The sequence below is a fragment of the Acinetobacter sp. UC24323 genome (assembly GCF_024151445.1).
Classification (GTDB): domain Bacteria; phylum Pseudomonadota; class Gammaproteobacteria; order Pseudomonadales; family Moraxellaceae; genus Acinetobacter; species Acinetobacter baumannii.
Genome location: NZ_JAHIBY010000001.1, coordinates 311,426 through 328,505 on the forward strand (window position 1 = coordinate 311,426; position 17,080 = coordinate 328,505).

At 33.9% G+C, this 17,080-nt stretch carries 16 protein-coding genes and 1 tRNA gene; 13 read left to right on the forward strand and 4 right to left on the reverse strand.

What is annotated here, in order from left to right:
- The first annotated feature begins 115 nt into the window (after positions 1-115).
- The 5 genes from KNQ97_RS01495 to KNQ97_RS01515 all read left to right on the forward strand — a co-directional run bounded on the left by KNQ97_RS01495 (position 116) and on the right by KNQ97_RS01515 (position 5,824).
- On the forward strand, positions 116-652 hold the full coding sequence (locus KNQ97_RS01495) for a fimbrial protein (protein ID WP_000713424.1): 537 nt from the start codon (positions 116-118) through the stop codon (positions 650-652).
- Between the two features lie 70 nt (positions 653-722).
- Positions 723-1,463, forward strand: a complete 741-nt coding sequence (locus tag KNQ97_RS01500) for a molecular chaperone (RefSeq protein ID WP_032034499.1) — start codon at positions 723-725, stop codon at positions 1,461-1,463.
- Positions 1,464-1,514: 51 nt separating this feature from the next.
- Positions 1,515-4,052, forward strand: a complete 2,538-nt coding sequence (locus KNQ97_RS01505) for a fimbria/pilus outer membrane usher protein (protein WP_168650283.1) — start codon at positions 1,515-1,517, stop codon at positions 4,050-4,052.
- Positions 4,049-5,068 carry a fimbrial protein gene (locus tag KNQ97_RS01510; protein ID WP_031963698.1) on the forward strand — a complete coding sequence of 340 codons (1,020 nt, stop codon included), beginning with the start codon at positions 4,049-4,051 and terminating at the stop codon, positions 5,066-5,068. Before KNQ97_RS01505 ends, KNQ97_RS01510 begins: the two co-directional genes overlap by 4 nt.
- Positions 5,069-5,644: 576 nt before the next feature.
- On the forward strand, positions 5,645-5,824 hold the full coding sequence (locus KNQ97_RS01515; protein ID WP_000905609.1) for a hypothetical protein: 180 nt from the start codon (positions 5,645-5,647) through the stop codon (positions 5,822-5,824).
- Positions 5,825-5,863: 39 nt separating this feature from the next.
- Here KNQ97_RS01515 and KNQ97_RS01520 read toward each other — a convergent pair whose 3' ends face one another.
- Positions 5,864-6,715 (reverse strand): LysR family transcriptional regulator, encoded by an 852-nt coding sequence (locus KNQ97_RS01520; protein ID WP_000568093.1) that lies wholly within the window; start codon positions 6,713-6,715, stop codon positions 5,864-5,866.
- A 94-nt stretch (positions 6,716-6,809) separates the two neighbouring features.
- Between KNQ97_RS01520 and KNQ97_RS01525 the strand changes: the two genes are divergently transcribed.
- From KNQ97_RS01525 to KNQ97_RS01535, 3 genes are all read left to right on the forward strand, one after another.
- Positions 6,810-7,739: a DMT family transporter gene (locus tag KNQ97_RS01525; protein WP_001043467.1), complete on the forward strand. Its 930-nt coding sequence runs from the start codon at positions 6,810-6,812 to the stop codon at positions 7,737-7,739.
- Positions 7,740-7,851: 112 nt separating this feature from the next.
- On the forward strand, positions 7,852-8,316 hold the full coding sequence (locus KNQ97_RS01530) for a hypothetical protein (RefSeq protein ID WP_001046931.1): 465 nt from the start codon (positions 7,852-7,854) through the stop codon (positions 8,314-8,316).
- 249 nt (positions 8,317-8,565) lie between these two features.
- Positions 8,566-9,981 (forward strand): cytosine permease, encoded by a 1,416-nt coding sequence (locus tag KNQ97_RS01535; RefSeq protein ID WP_004747423.1) that lies wholly within the window; start codon positions 8,566-8,568, stop codon positions 9,979-9,981.
- A 56-nt stretch (positions 9,982-10,037) separates the two neighbouring features.
- Here the strand turns inward: KNQ97_RS01535 and KNQ97_RS01540 are convergent, their stop codons facing one another.
- Positions 10,038-10,475: a PACE efflux transporter gene (locus tag KNQ97_RS01540; RefSeq protein WP_001161759.1), complete on the reverse strand. Its 438-nt coding sequence runs from the start codon at positions 10,473-10,475 to the stop codon at positions 10,038-10,040.
- Between the two features lie 89 nt (positions 10,476-10,564).
- Here KNQ97_RS01540 and KNQ97_RS01545 point away from each other — a divergent pair, with 89 nt between their 5' ends.
- Positions 10,565-11,458, forward strand: a complete 894-nt coding sequence (locus tag KNQ97_RS01545) for a LysR family transcriptional regulator (RefSeq protein WP_065709671.1) — start codon at positions 10,565-10,567, stop codon at positions 11,456-11,458.
- A 590-nt stretch (positions 11,459-12,048) separates the two neighbouring features.
- On the opposite strand, the gene KNQ97_RS01550 is transcribed toward KNQ97_RS01545, so the two are convergent.
- Positions 12,049-13,281 carry an integrase family protein gene (locus tag KNQ97_RS01550; protein ID WP_253611697.1) on the reverse strand — a complete coding sequence of 411 codons (1,233 nt, stop codon included), beginning with the start codon at positions 13,279-13,281 and terminating at the stop codon, positions 12,049-12,051.
- A gap of 157 nt (positions 13,282-13,438) precedes the next feature.
- On the opposite strand from KNQ97_RS01550, the gene KNQ97_RS01555 reads away from it, so the two are divergent.
- Positions 13,439-13,515: transfer RNA gene (locus tag KNQ97_RS01555), tRNA-Ile, on the forward strand.
- Positions 13,516-13,713: 198 nt separating this feature from the next.
- On the opposite strand, the gene KNQ97_RS01560 is transcribed toward KNQ97_RS01555, so the two are convergent.
- A complete protein-coding gene (locus KNQ97_RS01560; protein ID WP_031998586.1) occupies positions 13,714-14,577 on the reverse strand; it encodes a hypothetical protein in 864 nt (287 codons plus the stop codon).
- A 275-nt stretch (positions 14,578-14,852) separates the two neighbouring features.
- Here KNQ97_RS01560 and KNQ97_RS01565 point away from each other — a divergent pair, with 275 nt between their 5' ends.
- The 3 genes from KNQ97_RS01565 to KNQ97_RS01575 all read left to right on the forward strand — a co-directional run bounded on the left by KNQ97_RS01565 (position 14,853) and on the right by KNQ97_RS01575 (position 17,056).
- The gene (locus KNQ97_RS01565; RefSeq protein ID WP_000037166.1) at positions 14,853-15,413 is read left to right on the forward strand and encodes a TetR/AcrR family transcriptional regulator; all 561 of its coding nucleotides are present in this window, start codon (positions 14,853-14,855) and stop codon (positions 15,411-15,413) included.
- A 185-nt stretch (positions 15,414-15,598) separates the two neighbouring features.
- Complete coding sequence (locus tag KNQ97_RS01570; RefSeq protein ID WP_000713973.1) at positions 15,599-16,144, forward strand: 1-acyl-sn-glycerol-3-phosphate acyltransferase; 546 nt, start codon at positions 15,599-15,601, stop codon at positions 16,142-16,144.
- 162 nt (positions 16,145-16,306) lie between these two features.
- Complete coding sequence (locus tag KNQ97_RS01575; RefSeq protein ID WP_000907230.1) at positions 16,307-17,056, forward strand: YebC/PmpR family DNA-binding transcriptional regulator; 750 nt, start codon at positions 16,307-16,309, stop codon at positions 17,054-17,056.
- Positions 17,057-17,080: the final 24 nt, after the last annotated feature.

The following is a 17,080-nucleotide window of genomic DNA, read 5'->3' on the forward strand; positions in this document are numbered from 1 at the left end:
TAATGTTATTCTTGTTTTTTACTTGAAAGGTGCTATATTTCAACCGCATTACTTGATCAGAATAAAAGCACTGAAGAGTAATAAAGCGATATTTATTGAATATTCTGGGGATTTTATGAAAAAATTTATTTTTATTGCGGCTAGTTCTCTTTTTAATATTGCAGCAGCACAAGCAGCTGATGGTACGATCACTATTAATGGTTTAGTAACTGATAATACGTGTACGATTGATACTGGTGATAAAAATCTTACTGTAAATTTACCAACAGTATCATCTCAATCTTTGAAAAATGCGGGCGATGTTGCTGGTCGTACACCTTTTCAAATCAATTTAACGAATTGTGCTTCAGTTGGTAAAGTCGCGACTTATTTTGAACCAGGCGCAACAGTTGATTTTAATACTGGTCGACTATTGAACCAAGCTACCTCTGGTGCAGCTGCCAATGTCAACATCCAATTATTGGGTAGCAACAATGCAGTAATTCCTGTAATTGCGAAAGGTGCTTCTGGTGCACAAGATAACTCACAATGGGTAAATGTTTCTGCTGGGGGGAATGCCGATCTTAACTATTATGCTGAATATTATGCAACTGGAGCATCTACAGCAGGTACTGTAACGTCACAAGTGAAATACACGATTATTTATCAATAAATTAAAACCAGCTTCTATTTTTAAATAGAAGCTATATCTCATCTATTATTTATTATTGAGAATATGACTCATGCTTTTTCGTGGTCGTAAATTTTTTTGGGGAATGGCTTGTCTTCAAGCATTAATTGCTACTATAGGGCATGCCGAAATAGTACTTCATGGTACACGTGTAATCTATCCATCAGATGCTCGAGAAGTAAACTTACAACTCAGCAATAACGGTACAGCACCTTCCTTGGTTCAAGCTTGGATTGATGATGGAAACGCTAAATCAACTCCCGATGAAGCGAATGTCCCTTTTATCATTACACCACCTATTTCAAGAGTAGAACCCTCTAAAGGGCAAACTTTACGAATTACTGCACTACCTAATGCTTCTCAATTAAACCAAAATAAAGAAAGTGTATTTTGGCTTAATGTATTAGATATACCACCAAGGCCGGAAGGTAAAAAACAAGAAAATAATGAAGTATTAACCAATAATTTTCTTCAATTAGCGATACGTTCACGAATTAAGTTCTTTTATCGACCAGTAAGTCTAGAAGAAAATATTAATACATTAAGTGAAAAAATTCAGTGGGTAAAAAATGGTGAAAACTTGCTTATTAAAAACCCTACTCCCTTTTACATTACAATAAGCTCAGTTTTTCAAGAAATAAATCATCAAAAAACAGATTTATTAAAACAGGGTTTAATGCTTTCTCCTTTTTCAGAAGATCAAATAAAACTTAAAAATAGCAATATAACAAATATGAGCTTTGTTTATATAAATGATTATGGTGGAAGAATTGAACAAGTAATAAGGTTCTAAGCTTACCTACTTTTTAATTTAAACACCTACTCATGAACAGGCATAAAGACGATGTCAGAATGGTTCATATCCAGTATATGCTTTAAAAAGCGCACTACATATTATTTAGTATTGAGTCTCGCAATTAATATCCCCTTAACTGTATATGCATCAGACAATATGAATAGGGAAAATATTTTAAAAGCTGACTTTGATACTAATTTTTTAGTGGGAAATGCACAGAAAATTGATATTGGTCGATTTAAGTACGGCAATCCTATTTTACCGGGTGAATATAGTCTTGACGTCTATATTAATGGGCAGTGGTTAGGAAAACGAAAGTTTGTTTTTAAAAGCACTCATTCGAATGAGAATGCAAAGACCTGTTTTACCCCAGATATGCTTTTAGAATATGGAGTTAAACCAGAAATTCTTCATCATGAAGTAAGTAGTACCCTTACCTGTAATGACTTAGACAAGTGGGTTAACGATGCTTTTTATCAATTTGATACTTCTCGTCTGAGACTTGATATTTCAATACCACAAGTTGCTTTACAAAAGAATGCTCAAGGGTATGTCGACCCACGTTTATGGGACCGTGGTATAAATGCAGCTTTTTTTGCATACAATGCTTCTGCCTATCGTATTGTAAATAATAACCATGAAACAAATCATGCGTTTATGGGTACAAATGTTGGTCTAAATCTCTATGATTGGCAATTACGCCATACTGGGCAGTGGAAATGGCAAGATCATAATGAAATACAAGAAAAGGTTTCTTCCTACACATCAAATAATACATATGCCCAAAAGGCTTTTCCCAAGCTCAATAGTGTTGTTACTTTAGGTGATTATTTTACCAATAATAATTTTTTTGATGCCCTACCTTATCGTGGGATTAACATATCAAGTGATGACCGCATGCTTCCTAACAGTATGCTCGGATATGCTCCCCAAATTCGAGGTTATGCCAAAACCAATGCAAAAGTAGAGGTACGTCAGCAAGGAAATTTAATTTATCAAACGACTGTTACACCCGGAAGTTTTGAAATTAATGATCTTTATCCCACAGGCTTCGGTGGCGAATTACAAGTCTCTATATATGAAACAAATGGAGAAATTCAAAAGTTTTCTATTCCTTATGCTTCTGTCATTGAGATGCTAAGACCTAAAATGAGCCGATATTCTTTTACTTTGGGACATTTTAGAGATGCCAATATCAATCTAAAACCATGGCTAGTGCAAGGTAAATATCAAAGAGGTATCAATAACTATTTAACAAGCTATACAGGCTTTCAGGCAACTGAAAACTACCAGTCTTTTTTAATAGGTAGCGCATTTGCAACCCCAATCGGTGCAATTTCATTTGATGCAACTCAGTCGTCAGCTGAGTTCGAACAAAAGCCCACCCTTAAAGGACGAAGTTATCGTTTAAGTTATAACCGACTATTTACTTCAACCAACACCAATTTAACTTTAGCTACGTATAAATATTCCACAGAAAATTATTTGAAATTACGCGATTCAATTTTAATTCGAGACTTGCAACAACAAGATATTGATAGCTTTTCCGTGGGGAAACAAAAAAGTGAATTTCAGATCACATTAAACCAAGGCCTTCCAAATCAATGGGGTAATTTTTATTTAGTAGGCTCGTGGATTAATTATTGGAACCAGCCTAATCGTAATCAACAATTCCAATTTGGATATAGCAATCAATTTAAAGATCTGACTTACAGTATTTCTGCAATTACTCATGAGCTTGACCAAGAAAATCAAAATTCTGGTCATGAAACTCAATATTTGTTGTCTTTATCTTTTCCACTTCAATTTAAAAAAAATACCGTTAATTTTAATAGTTCTATTTCAGAAGATAGCCGAACTTTAGGAATGAGTGGTTATATCGGAAACCGCTTTGATTATGGCTCATCAATTTCATATCAAGATCAAGGACAGACAAGCCTAAATATTAATGGCACCTACCGTACTAACTATACAACTATAGGCGCTTCTTTTGGTCAGTCCGATACATACCAACAAGAAATGATCAATTTAAATGGAAGCTTGGTCGCTCACTCACAAGGTATTTTATTTGGCCCAGACCAAGTACAGACCATGGTATTGGTATATGCGCCTCAAGCAACTGGTGCTCGAGTCGGCAATACCTCTGGTCTAAGCATTAATAAACAAGGTTATGCTGTCATTCCTTATGTAACCCCCTATCGCTTAAATGACATTAGCCTTGACCCTCAAGGGATGCCATCAACTGTTGAACTTACGGAAACAAGTCATCGTATTGCCCCGTATGCAGGATCAATCACTAAAGTTAACTTTTCAACAAAAACGGGATATGCAGTTTTTATTAGCACCCAAACACCTAATGGCGGCCATTTGCCATTTGCAGCACAAGTTTTTAATCAAAACAATGAAATAGTCGGAATGGTAGCCCAAGGTAGCCGGATTTATTTACGTACTCCCCTAACTCAAGATCATCTTTATGTGAAATGGGGACAAAGTAATAGTGAAGAATGTCAACTTGATTATGACATTCAATCAAAAATCTTACAGGAAAAACAATTAATTATTATGACAGAGGCAGTCTGCAAATGAAAAAAATGCTTATAAAGAGCGGTTTACTCATTACTAGTTTTTTTATTTATAACCAAACCTATGCCAACTGTACTTTAAGCAAGGGCTTTACCACAGTCGATATTCCAATGACGATTGGGACTATTGTAGTACGCCCGACCGATCCAATCGGAACAGTTCTCCAAAAGAATACTTTTACTATTTCACCCAATAATTCTACTGCAACTTGCAACCGTGCCAGTGACCAAATTACAGCGGCACTTCCATTAAACTATCCTGTTAGCTCGATTGGAAATAATGTGTATGCAACCAATATTCCGGGTATAGGTATTCGACTTTATAGAGAGGCATTCGACTCTACAGATTTTTCTGGATATTACCCTTATAAACGTACCTTGACTCCTAATACAACATATACGCTTTCACCAGGATATTTTGTCATGGAAGTGATTAAAACTGCTGCAACTACAGGTTCAGGTGCATTAGTTGCTGGTCGTTACAGTACCTATTATGTAACAGGACAACAAAATCGTCCTTTCTTAACAACTACAGTATTGAGCAGCTCCCCTATTCTTATTGCATCATCTTCTTGTGAAATTCAAAACGGTATAGATACGGTTGTTCAGCTTCCCACTGTGATGAAGTCAGGTTTTAGAGCCATTGGATCAACTCAAGGTGAGAAAAACTTTAATTTATCGATTCTTTGTAATGGTGGGGAAAATAACTCGGGTGTACCAACGAGTAATACACTGAGTTTAAGCTTTGACTACAATTCTGATACTTCAAATAGTCAGGTTATTAATAACAGTGCTGCTGACTCAACTAAAGCGAACGGAGTTGGTGTGGAATTGTTATGGAATATGAATGGCGCGAACAATCCTATTCGAAAAGGAAACAAACTAGATATTGGTACAGTAAGTTCTAACCAGACAGTACAGTACGATATTCCTTTAACGGCGCGTTATTATCAAACTGCTTCGTATGTAACAGCTGGTGAAGTCAAAGCTAATGCAACGGTAACGATCCAATATGATTAGTATTTCTTCTAAACACTAGATCTTAGTAGTAAGTAGTAGGCTTTATAGAATGAATAATTTTTAATTAATACTAAAAAAGTCAAATGATCACACACATTATTTTTTAAATTTTACTAATAAATAAATTAAAAAAATGCTCATAAGCGAAAAAAGCTAATGAGCATTAGTGATAACCACTTAACCTGAAATACAAATTGTGGGAAATAGATCACAATTTGCATGACTATAATTTCAAAATTTAGCTTAAATATCAAGTCTTTTTTTTAACAAAAGTTTGATAAATTTATTTAACCCCTTAATTTTAAATAAAAATAAATTAAAAATAAAGTTTGCAATTTCTATTTTACAGGCTTTCTAAAGAATTATCATTCTATTAATTCAAAAAACATAAATTTTATATATACGAATGTATAGTAAAATTAAAAAGTGCTCAATTAGGAGGGTTTAGTTAGAAGTAAATATTATGTAATTCGATAAATTATAAAGCTTTACACAACCTATAAGAAAAAAAACAAACACATATCTGGAAATATTTTTCAATTACAGCCTAACTTCAAGTTTTTATTACAAAACCACATGCTCATTATTTGGAAAATATTTTGTATTTTATTATTAAGTTTAGGGGCTTTCGGAGTTGGTTTAGGTATTAGTTATTTAGATTTTTTCTTATTTTTTATTGGCTTACTTTTTTTGCTGTGTTTTTTTCTAGCCTTGAAGCAAGCAAGAGAAGATGCAGGAAGTTTTCCTGATGAATAAAAATTAATTAAGCTAATTGAAGTCAAGGCTTAAGCAATATTAAACACGAAAAGATTCAAAACAATCTAAAAGAAAATCCATCACTACCCTTACTGCAGGACTACTCCGCAGATCTTCATGAATTACTAGCCAAATTTCAGCACTCATTGGGTCATCATCAGGTAATTTTACTAAATGACCTTGCTGGCCTAAAAAATCAGGTAGTACAGCTAAGCCAACTGCTCCACAAGTAGCCCGCCATTGAAGCTCAGGATGATTCGTAACCATAACCGGCTCTTTATAATTTAACCGTTGTTTTAGCTTTTGTTGTTTTTGTCCTTGAACTCCACCAACTTCAACGCTAATCCATTCATAGTTTTCTTCTTGTATAGCATCCAAATATTCTTGGGCTGCATATATGCCAAAAGGAACTTCACCAGCTTTACGCGCAATTAGATAATCATCTTTAGGGCGTCCAAAGCGAACTGCGATATCTGCTTCGCGATGCTGTAAGGAGGCATAATGAACATCACCAAGTATTCTCAATTGTAGCTCAGGATATTGACGATAAAACTTACCAAGATGAGGCATTACCAAATGTGCAGCCGTAGCTGGCGGTAGACTTACCGAAACTACTCCACTAATTTCCTGTTGTCCTGCCTGAGCCAGACGTTCAATAGAAAATGTTTCTTCCATCATACGTGTCACGATTTTGGCCAGACGCTCCCCCTCTGAAGTTAAAATATAAGTACGAGGTCTACGGTCCACTAATTTTAGTTTTAAATTATCTTCTAACTGGGCAATTCTTCTTGCAACAGTAGCATGGTCAACACCTAACTTTCTTGCAGCAGCTGAAAGTGTCTTCTCTTCAGAAAAAACTGAAAAGTAATGTAAATTTTCCCAATCAATCATTGTGCAAATTTTCACATCAGAGATGAATTAATATGGAATTGTACACCTTTATGTGATTACTCAGAATAAAGACATTCTTTTTCGGAGCCCAATCATGAATAAATCAATGGTGTATGCCTATACTGGTGTTGTAATCACAATGCTGTTTTGGGGCTCGGCATTTAATGCGATGTCTTATGTGATTCAATATATGCCACCTCTTTCAGCAGCAGCTGAACGTTTTACAATTGCAAGCCTTGGTCTATTTATTCTTTTTGCAGCTATAGGAAAGCTACGTTGGGCCGCATTACGGCAAAATTTAGCTATCTATCTTATTATTGGAATTATAGGTATTGCCGGTTTTAACCTAGGCTGTTTCTATGGTTTACAAACCACCTCAGCAGTCAATGGCGCTTTAATCATGGCCACAACACCTTTAATTACTTTACTGTTAACAATTTTACTTGATGGAGAAAAACTGACGCTTAATAAGTCTATTGGTGTTGTATTTGGCTTAAGTGGTGTACTTTTTGTTATTAGTCATGGCCATATTTCAACGCTACTACACTTAAAAATAGCAATCGGTGACTTATTCATCTTACTAGGTGGTGTCAGTTTTTGTTTAGCGAATGTGCTATCACGCCGTTATGTAAAAAATGCTACACCTTTAGAGACCACAACCTTTTCCATGATGTTCGGTGCTTTGACTTTAATTATATTAAGTGTAATTTTTGAGCACCCTTCTCAAGCAATTGCTATGGCGCCTATCACTGCACACTTAGCTATGGGATACGTCATTATTTGTTCTACCATGATTGCTTATTTATTTTGGTTTAATGGTATTCAAAAACTAGGTGCAGGCCGAGCATCAATCTTTTTTAACTTTGTTCCGGTTTTTAGTATGTTAGTTGCCTTGTTAGCTGGTCAATCACTTAATATCTGGCAACTTATAGGCACAGCTTTAGTCATGCTTGGCGTGATGAGTAGTGGAGGATTTATTCAGATTAAACGTCCTGCACTTATAGCTAAGCCTTGCACAAAGTAATAATCACACAAATTCATCTTAATTATTGCGTTGTAACAAAGAATGTATGTTTCTTTAAAACTTAACAAATGGTTGCCATATATAGTTTTAAAGCACAACAAGGAGAATTAAGATGAATTTGGATTTTACAACTATCGAAAAACAGGCCAAATTGCTCAAAGAAGAGCAAGAGAAACTAGAACAGCAAGATCATGATTTTCAGTTAGCTTTAGACAAGCATAGAGAATCTTTAAAAAATTTATTTAAAGAACTTTTTCATGATCGAGAAATTAAAACAGAAAATGGAGGACAGTTTTGTGTAGTATTTGGTGATTTTAAAATATCTCTACTCATTGAAACAGCCAAATTCGAGAATGGTGTTCCTGTTAAATTAAATTCCGTTAATCCTATTATTGTTAAATTTAAAAAGGATAAGCCCGTTGCAAAAGCCCAATTTTCTGATGCAACCCAATATCTTGATAGTGGTTTTGAAACACCCCACTATCAGTACTATTACAAACACGCTGATAAAACACAATTAGTTCAATTTTCGGAGTTACCTGTATTTTTTCAAGCAATCCTTGATGCAGAAGTCTGATTATCTGCCCTCAATGGAGGGCTTTTTTATAAACTGAATTTACGGATCAAACAGACTCATCTTTATAAAAATAGTCATAACATCAGTTTCGTTTTCTCAACTCGTTTTAATTTACAAACAAAAAATTAAGATCTCGGCTCAAAAAACCATTTGCTTCTTTTTCAAATAACTTGTATATACATGTTTGTATTTGTTTATACATAAATGGATCTAATAATAGAAAAGCTCTTAAAGGATAAGGAGAGTGTTATGGACTCATCAGCTGGGAAATCGAAAAGCGGATTTGTTGAAAACCGAAGTATTGACTTTATTCCTGAAAATGAAAGGCATGGCAGTATATTTGCCCAATTTACGCTTTGGTTCGGGGCCAATTTACAGATTACAGCTATTGTTACAGGTGCATTAGCCGTCGTATTAGGTGGTGATGTATTTTGGTCAATCATTGGCCTCTTTATTGGACAATGCTTTGGTGCTGCCGTCATGGCTTTACACGCAGCTCAAGGTCCAAAACTCGGCCTCCCACAAATGATTTCGAGTCGAGTCCAATTTGGGGTATATGGTGCCTGTATCCCCATCATTCTTGTTTGTCTTATGTATATTGGCTTTACGGCCACTGGTGAGGTACTCGCTGGTAAAGCAATTGCTCATCTAGCACAGGTGAGTAATACAACAGGTATTTTAATCTATGCTTGTTTTATTATTATATTTGCGACAATTGGCTATCGTTTAATTCATTGGGTAGGCAAAGTTGCAAGTGTTATTGGTTTAATTGCTTTTGTTATTATTTTAACTCAAATTTTAGCTCTCTCTAATATTTCAGAATTGCTTGCTGTACGGCATTTTAGCTGGTCATCATTTTTATTAGCAGTTTCTCTTTCTGCTTCTTGGCAAATTTCATTTGGACCTTATGTAGCAGATTATTCTCGTTATCTTCCTACAAAAACATCTTCAACACGCGTATTTTGGGCAGTTGGGCTTGGGTCTTTAATAGGCTCCCAAATTTCAATGATGCTCGGTGTATTCATTGCTCAAGTCTCGAATGGTGGTTTTGTTGGCAATGAAGTTCAGTACGTTGTAGGCATGAATCCAATCGCTCTTGTGATTACTTTTTTATATTTTAGTATTGCATTCGGAAAGGTCACGTTATCTACACTCAATGCTTATGGCAGTTTTATGTGTATTGCGACCATTTGGAACAGTTTTAAGCCAAGTGCTCAAATTTCAAAATTAACGCGACTTACAATTGTTCTTGCAATGGTAATTATCTCAACATTTATTGCAGTTGTAGGTGAACATACTTTTTTAAGCGCATTCAAATCTTTTATTTTGTTTCTTCTTACATTTTTCATTCCTTGGAGTGCAATTAATTTAGTTGATTACTATTTTATTTCTAAAGAAGAATGCGATGTAGATGCCTTATATGACCCAAATGGTAAATATGGCCGCTGGAACACGATTGGAATCGCTTGTTATTGTATTGGTATCTTACTTCAGTTGCCCTTTATTGATAGTAAATTCTATAAAGGACAAATTGCCGAAATGTTGGGTGGAGTCGATTTATCTTGGTTAGTGGGATTGTTATCCACTGCAGTTTTATATTATGTACTTGCCAAAAGAGCTCAAATAAAAATTTCAAAAGCTCTTCAACTTGAACGAATAAAATAATGTTAAGACGAGATATCAAAGTCTAAAATAACACTTTGATATCTCATTAATATTTTCTACTGTTGAGCAGTACTTGGTTGTGCAGAGGCAGGTAATCCAAATAACTTGTCGAATGTCCAATTAAATATGAATGTATAAATTGGAATGATAATAATAAATGCAACATCTAACCAAAATGCAGCAACAAGAGAAATATTCATCCACCACGCAATAAGCGGAATTAAGAACATTACTAAAGTAATTTGAAATCCGATCGCATGCGCAATTCTTCGTTTAACCGTACGCGACTTACTTTCTTGGCGAGCCTCCCATTTTTCATAAAGAATGTTGTAGATAAAGTTCCACGTTACCGCAATAGTAGTAATCATCACTGAAAGTGGCCCAGTGTGCTCTACACTATCTCCGGCCAAAAGAGCCAAACCTACTGATGAAATCACCATTCCAATAATTTCATATGAAGAAACATAAACAATACGACGTTTTAAACCTTGCATAATCTTTCAACTTTTATCACTTCTTTTTATTTTAGTTTCAGTTAAAATCACATATAAAGTTAACAGCTTTCAGTTCTACTGATATCAAAATGAATTTTAATAGTGAAAATATCGAACTTTTCTTAACCGTATTAGATACTGGATCTTTCTCGGCCGCGGCACGAAAGTTAAATCGAGTGCCATCAGCAGTGAGTATGGCAATTGCCAATATTGAAGCAGAACTTGGTTATCACTTATTTGAACGTACACACCGCAAAGTTATTCCTACCGCGGCGGCTTTAGCATTGGAACCTCAAGCCCGTATTATTGCTGAACAGCTTAGGCTATTAGCTACGCATGCTTATGAACTTTCACTTGGTCTTGAAAGTAAATTAAAAATAGGTGTGGTTTCAGATGCGAATACTGGATTACTTTTTAAAGCCATAAAGCAACTAGCAGAGAAGTTTCCTCTTCTTAACCTAGAAATTATTACAGCTCCTCAAGATGATATTCTAAATTTACTTTATACAGAAAATATTAGCCTTTGCCTTGCAGGTTCAAACCTCAATATAAAAATGCGTGAAAGCTTACAATTAGTAATGACAGAAACAGTTGTTGCTACTATCTCTGCTCATCATCCGTTTTTAAAAGAACAGAATAAGTTAAACACGATTGAAGAGTTAATTAATATTCGGCAAATTGTGGTCGCAAGTAGTGAGCTGGATATGGAAGACTCACGTTCAATCATTGGAGCAATGTACTGGAAAACGAATAGCTTACAAACAGCAATTAATATGGTCGAAGCTGGCTTAGGATGGGGAAATTTTCCCTTATCTTTGGTAAAAGAAAAGATTGAACAAGGCCACTTAGTTCAATTAGATTTTAAAAATACGAAAAATCATTTGCCTTTATCTATTTATCTTATTTGGCTTCAAGATAAACCGTTATCGAAAGCAGCCAGAGAGCTTGTCCAGATTGTTCAAGCAAACTTATCTCAAAATTGACGTTAAAAAACCGCCATTTAGACGGTTTTTTTAGGAGCTATTTAGATTTATTAGACTCTATAACTTTTTCATCATAATGCTTATAACAATAGCCAAACATCGCACCTGCACTGAAGAAAAACATTGCTTTAAACATGATGACACTCCTATGCCTTATTGATTGAAAGTTAAACTTAGCATTTAGCCATGTTTCACTTTGAATAATATTTAAATCAGTTTTGTTCATAATGAAAAATTACGTGACAATCTTTTTCAATTTATTAAAAACACTTATTTTATTGATTTTATTATATTAATTTTTATAAAAAACGAGAACTCTATGATTAAATTAAAGAAAGCAAAAAGCCTATTCATGATGAATAGGCTTCTTACTGTATTTCAGGACTAAGCAATAATAATAATTATCAAAAATACTCTACTACTGTATAAATTCCAAGTGTTTTAGTCAAGTATAAAATTGATCAATTACAAAAGGTTGTAGAAAATGAGAAACAATCTTCATTCTAGGTTTTATCCATAAAACTTACTTTAAATTTATACTATTTTTGACCCAGTACGGCTTCTATTTCTAGCTTTGAAAGGACAAAATTTTATAGGTTAATATTGATAGATTTAATAAGTTCATCTCGATAGGGACCAAGAATAATTTGCTCAACCTTGTTCATTCTATTACGCATATCCTGAACATGAGCAATATTCTTAACGTCCAGCTTTTCTTCATACTGATCTGTTCTTTTGCTAGCTAATGGTTTATTAGTTAAATGATTTAACACAAAATAAAATGTTCTACGTAGATCTTGAAAAGTAAAAGAAAGATTACATTGCTCATTAATTTTTTTTCTAAATTTCGAAATATTAATAATATGACCAGATTCAGATTTTACAGATGGAAAAACCCACTCTCCTTTATTTTGTATTCTTCGTTTTTTCATCAGATGCCAAAGAAAGTTTCCCATATAAATTTTATAGTACACATTATTGTATGGATTTATAAAAGACAGAGTTCCTTCCTCTAAATCTATATTTTTCCAATGTAAAGATTCACACTCATTCCTAAAAAGCCCTGTTAATATAAGTGTTAATAAAAAATCCTTATTTGTTTCATTTTCCTGTCCCCTACCTTTATATTCAATAATTGCTTGCACCCACTTGGTTAGATTATCCACATCGATATAGTTTCTTCGAGGTGGAATTTCTTCCCAGAGCTGTTTCTTCTTTAACAAATTAACCGGGTTTATCCTTGGTATAATTACTTCACAATTTTTATTTTGATAATACATAATTGAAAAACGATAGACTGCTCTAAGTACACGCATAGATAAATTAGCTTTTGCATAACTATACTGAGATAGCTGAATATACTTTTCTTCAATCCTCTGTTCAGTAATATCAATCAGTTTAAGTTCACTTAAGTCTATTAAATATTTTTCTATAACTTCTCTATAGTCGGCTAATGTCCTTTCTTTTAACTCGTGGTGATTTATATATACTTGGAAAGCTTCTTTAAGATAAGGCTGATCAATTTTCTCATTTAAACTATTTTTTAATATTTTATTATTTTTAATGCTTAAAGGGTTTGAGTCAGTTAACTCTTTTAACTTCTGCTGTGCAAGTACACGGGCGTCTTCAACAGTAATTTTTTCATAATCCCCTAATTTACAACGAATTGATTTTCCCTTTACTTTCTTCTCCACAATGTAAGTTTTATAAGAGTTATTTACACGAATAGCAAAGCCAATAATCTCACTGTCACGATAAATAGCCGGTGTGAGTTCAAGTTGATCGATAAATGACTTCGTTAGCTTTACTCGTGAAGTGCTCATAAGCTAGAATCCCTATCGCTTGTGATAATTAACAATATAGCAAAATATTTTTCAGGTCTACTGCTGCTACTTTTGAAAAATACTTGTGTTTAATAAAAAAATTGATTAGTATTGCAGGCACTGAAAAGCCTTGAGATTAAAAGCTTTTCTGATTATAGGGCCTATAGCTCAGTCGGTTAGAGCAGCGGACTCATAATCCGTTGGTCCACAGTTCGAGTCTGTGTGGGCCCACCAAATACAAACCCCAAAAAACTTTAAGTTTTTGGGGTTTTTTAACTTTAGATATTTTTAAAATATAGCCAAATATCACTTCATTATTCAAAAATTGTTCAATTAAACATTAAAAGTCTTTTCCAATTTCCATATTGTTGAGCATTCCTTTTCAACCTTTAGGACTGTTATAAATGTTTGAGTTGATTATTTGACCTGTTCTTAAGCTAAATTTTGTTTCAGGATTGATTTCGAGTTTTCCATTTGAACATCCCAAAACTTTTCCCATAAATCACAATATTCGAGGCATAGGTTTTCTAAATAAGTGTAGTCTTCTTCTGTACAAGCTTGCATTAAAATAAACCATAGATCTTCTTCATGGTCGTCATCTGCTGCCTCAGCAGTTTCATCTTCAGATACTCCATGCACATGGTAATAGCCACCACCCTCGACCGCTATACCTACAGCACTGGTTGCTTTTCGTAAAGGTGGACTGTACAAAATAACTTCTTCTTCAGCTACAGCTAATAAAGCAGAAACGGCTTTATAGTCTTTATAGGAATTTTCTAGAAACTCTCTCACCTGATGTGCAATTTCTGTTGGTTGATAACTCCGGCGCTCTTCCTCCGTCACTCCAAAATCATCAAGGACATCTTCAAATAAAGGATAATGTGCATATTCTGGGTTACCTTGATAATAACCGTCTTTGTCGGTCCCAGGCCGAAACCCAAACTCATCAAATATGTTAAGACTCAAAAGACAGCGCGGAAACATCTTTGCACCTGCATGCAACCTAGGTTCTAACTGCTTTGTCTGGTATTGAGCCATTAATAAAGCATCTGTAAAAGTTTGTACGATTGCATGGCGATACTCTAAATGAATACGCTTTAAGTTTTCTTTATTAATTTCACCGTTATTTAAAGTTTCTATTGCAGGATGATGAGATACTGGATGTTTCGCGATCTTGGCTCTTAATTGATTTAAAAAATTAAGATTTTTGTCCCAAAGTTCAGCTGAAATGCTTTGTTTCATCCCTGCAAGTGCTTTTTTCCTAGGATTATTAAAGTCCTCAAATTTTTTAGGCATAATCCACTCTCATTAAACTTATTAATTTTTTAAATTTCCATATTCTATTTTAAAAACAAATAGTTAAGATAAAAATAAGACTCCTTTTATCGAAAATTCATATTAGAATTAAAATTCTACTAAATCAAATAGAATATTTTAAAAATTTAAAAATAATCTTGAGTAGCATTTATAATATTCACTTGAATAAAATTATGTTTTTGATTATGATTAATTTGATTAAAATTTTAAAATCTATATCAAGTAATAATTAGTTTCAATTATATGGAAATGTAATGTCAAAAAAAGAAGATATTATAAATACTGCTTTAGAACTTTTTAACCAAATTGGTTACAATGCTACAGGGGTAGACAAAATTATTGCTGAATCAAATGTAGCCAAGATGACTTTCTACAAATATTTTCCCTCTAAAGAAAGTTTAATCATGGAGTGCCTACATCATCGAAATATTAATATACAAAATTCAATTTATGAAAAATTAAGCTTACATCCAGATGTGAGTCCAATTGAGAAAATACATCTAATTTTTAATTGGTATATTGACTGGATTAATAGTAAGAATTTTAATGGTTGCTTATTCAAAAAGGCTTTTATTGAAGTGTCTAAACAATACACCTCAATTCGTGAACCATTTCAAGAATATACAAACTGGCTTATAAATTTATTAAATAGTTTATTAGTAGAGCTAGATATTAAAGACCCTACTCCACTTACTCATATCATCATTTCAATTATTGATGGTATTATTATTGATGGGACAATTGATAAAGATCTGATTGATCCCTCTAAGAAATGGCAATATATTGAGTATTTGATTAAAACTGAAAATCCTTAATACTTCTAATATATACAATAATATTTTAAAAATTCAATTATATATTTTTCTATTATAAAATTAGAATATAATATTTAAAAATATTTTTAAATTAAAATAAATAAAATTTGTTTGGAAGATAATTTTCTACCTTTTTAGACAAACTCATATTAGAATTCTGCAACCTTATTGTCTCCCACATCTCTATGAAAAAGTTTTTAGGCAATTCTATCTTCAAAGCAGTTGGTTGGACCTATGATGCAGATCCTACAATTCTTGAGAAAAAACAAGTTATTATCGGTTTTGAACATACTTCTAACCTTGATGCGATCTTATCAATTGCTTTGTTTCAAATATTAGATTTAAAAATTCATACACTAATAAAAAAAGAACTTTTCAAAGGTCCAATGAAGCCTATCCTTGAAAAGCTAGGTGGCATTCCCGTTGACCGAAAAGCAAGCAAAGATATCGTCTCTCAAATGGTCGAAAAATTCCAAAGTAGCGATACATTTAACCTAGTGATTGCACCTGAAGCAACGCGTGCCAAAGATGGATCGGAACGCAAACCTATTCGTACCGGTTTTTGGCATATTGCTAAGGCAGCAAATGTTCCAATTGTGCTGATGTATGCAAATGCAAGAACCAAAAAAGGCGGTATTTTAGGTAAGATTTATCCTACCGATTTACAGAAAGATCTTGAAACGATTAAAGAACTTTATGCGCAATATGATATTGATGTGAAAATTAACTAGCTAACTCTCTCATGAAATTTGAGCCTATATTTTTATGTAAATTTAGGCTCTCTAAGCTTATTTAATTGACTAACAAAACGTAAGGCAACAGTTTTCAAGAAAACCATGCCTATGCTAATATTCTGTCACTTTTGCATTTTTTAATTTTTGGAGTTCACTTCCATGGCGGGTCATTCTAAATGGGCCAATATTAAGCATCGTAAAGCGAAACAAGATGCCAGTCGCGGTAAAGTTTTTACTAAATATATTCGTGAAATTGTCACTGCTGCAAAACTTGGTGGTGCAGATCCTGCCAGTAACCCTCGCCTTCGTGCTGTTGTCGAAAAAGCGCTTTCTGTCAACATGACACGAGATACCATTAACCGTGCAATTCAACGCGGTGTGGGTGGTGAAGATAATGATGATTTAAAAGAAGTAACCTACGAAGGTTATGGTGTAGGTGGTGTTGCGGTTCTTGTTGAAACAATGACAGACAACCTGAACCGTACAGTTCCAGATGTTCGCCATTGTTTCAGCAAAACTAATGGTAACTTAGGTACCGCAGGTTCTGTTGCTTACCTATTTACCAAACGTGGTGAGATTACTTTTGACGATGTTTCTTTAGAAGATAAGATCATGGACGTTGCTTTAGAAGCTGGTGCAGAAGATATTGAAGTTTCAGAAGATGAAATTTTAGTAATCACTTCTCCAGAGACTTTTGGTGAGGTTCAAGATGCTCTTGCAGCTGCTGGTTTAAAATCAGACAATGCTGAAGTAGTGATGAGCCCTTCTACTAAAGCAGAAATCACTGATATTGATCAAGCTAAACAAGTGATGAAACTCATTGATATGCTTGAAGATTTAGACGATGTACAAAACGTTTATACAAACGTTGAGTTTAGTGATGAAGTTTTAGCGCAACTTGATGCCTAAGACGAGAAAACGCACCAACTGGTG

Excerpts from the sequence above, each read along its gene's own strand:
- KNQ97_RS01560 (WP_031998586.1), bottom strand. The coding sequence starts at position 14,577 with ATGCCTAAAAAATTTGAGGACTTTAATAATCCTAGGAAAAAAGCACTT.
- KNQ97_RS01540 (WP_001161759.1), bottom strand. The coding sequence starts at position 10,475 with ATGCAAGGTTTAAAACGTCGTATTGTTTATGTTTCTTCATATGAAATT.
- KNQ97_RS01530 (WP_001046931.1), top strand. The coding sequence starts at position 7,852 with ATGAATTTGGATTTTACAACTATCGAAAAACAGGCCAAATTGCTCAAA.
- KNQ97_RS01520 (WP_000568093.1), bottom strand. The coding sequence starts at position 6,715 with ATGATTGATTGGGAAAATTTACATTACTTTTCAGTTTTTTCTGAAGAG.
- KNQ97_RS01500 (WP_032034499.1), top strand. The coding sequence starts at position 723 with ATGCTTTTTCGTGGTCGTAAATTTTTTTGGGGAATGGCTTGTCTTCAA.
- KNQ97_RS01515 (WP_000905609.1), top strand. The coding sequence starts at position 5,645 with ATGCTCATTATTTGGAAAATATTTTGTATTTTATTATTAAGTTTAGGG.
- KNQ97_RS01535 (WP_004747423.1), top strand. The coding sequence starts at position 8,566 with ATGGACTCATCAGCTGGGAAATCGAAAAGCGGATTTGTTGAAAACCGA.
- KNQ97_RS01525 (WP_001043467.1), top strand. The coding sequence starts at position 6,810 with ATGAATAAATCAATGGTGTATGCCTATACTGGTGTTGTAATCACAATG.
- KNQ97_RS01510 (WP_031963698.1), top strand. The coding sequence starts at position 4,049 with ATGAAAAAAATGCTTATAAAGAGCGGTTTACTCATTACTAGTTTTTTT.
- KNQ97_RS01550 (WP_253611697.1), bottom strand. The coding sequence starts at position 13,281 with ATGAGCACTTCACGAGTAAAGCTAACGAAGTCATTTATCGATCAACTT.
- KNQ97_RS01565 (WP_000037166.1), top strand. The coding sequence starts at position 14,853 with ATGTCAAAAAAAGAAGATATTATAAATACTGCTTTAGAACTTTTTAAC.
- KNQ97_RS01505 (WP_168650283.1), top strand. The coding sequence starts at position 1,515 with ATGTCAGAATGGTTCATATCCAGTATATGCTTTAAAAAGCGCACTACA.
- KNQ97_RS01575 (WP_000907230.1), top strand. The coding sequence starts at position 16,307 with ATGGCGGGTCATTCTAAATGGGCCAATATTAAGCATCGTAAAGCGAAA.
- KNQ97_RS01570 (WP_000713973.1), top strand. The coding sequence starts at position 15,599 with ATGAAAAAGTTTTTAGGCAATTCTATCTTCAAAGCAGTTGGTTGGACC.
- KNQ97_RS01495 (WP_000713424.1), top strand. The coding sequence starts at position 116 with ATGAAAAAATTTATTTTTATTGCGGCTAGTTCTCTTTTTAATATTGCA.
- KNQ97_RS01545 (WP_065709671.1), top strand. The coding sequence starts at position 10,565 with ATGAATTTTAATAGTGAAAATATCGAACTTTTCTTAACCGTATTAGAT.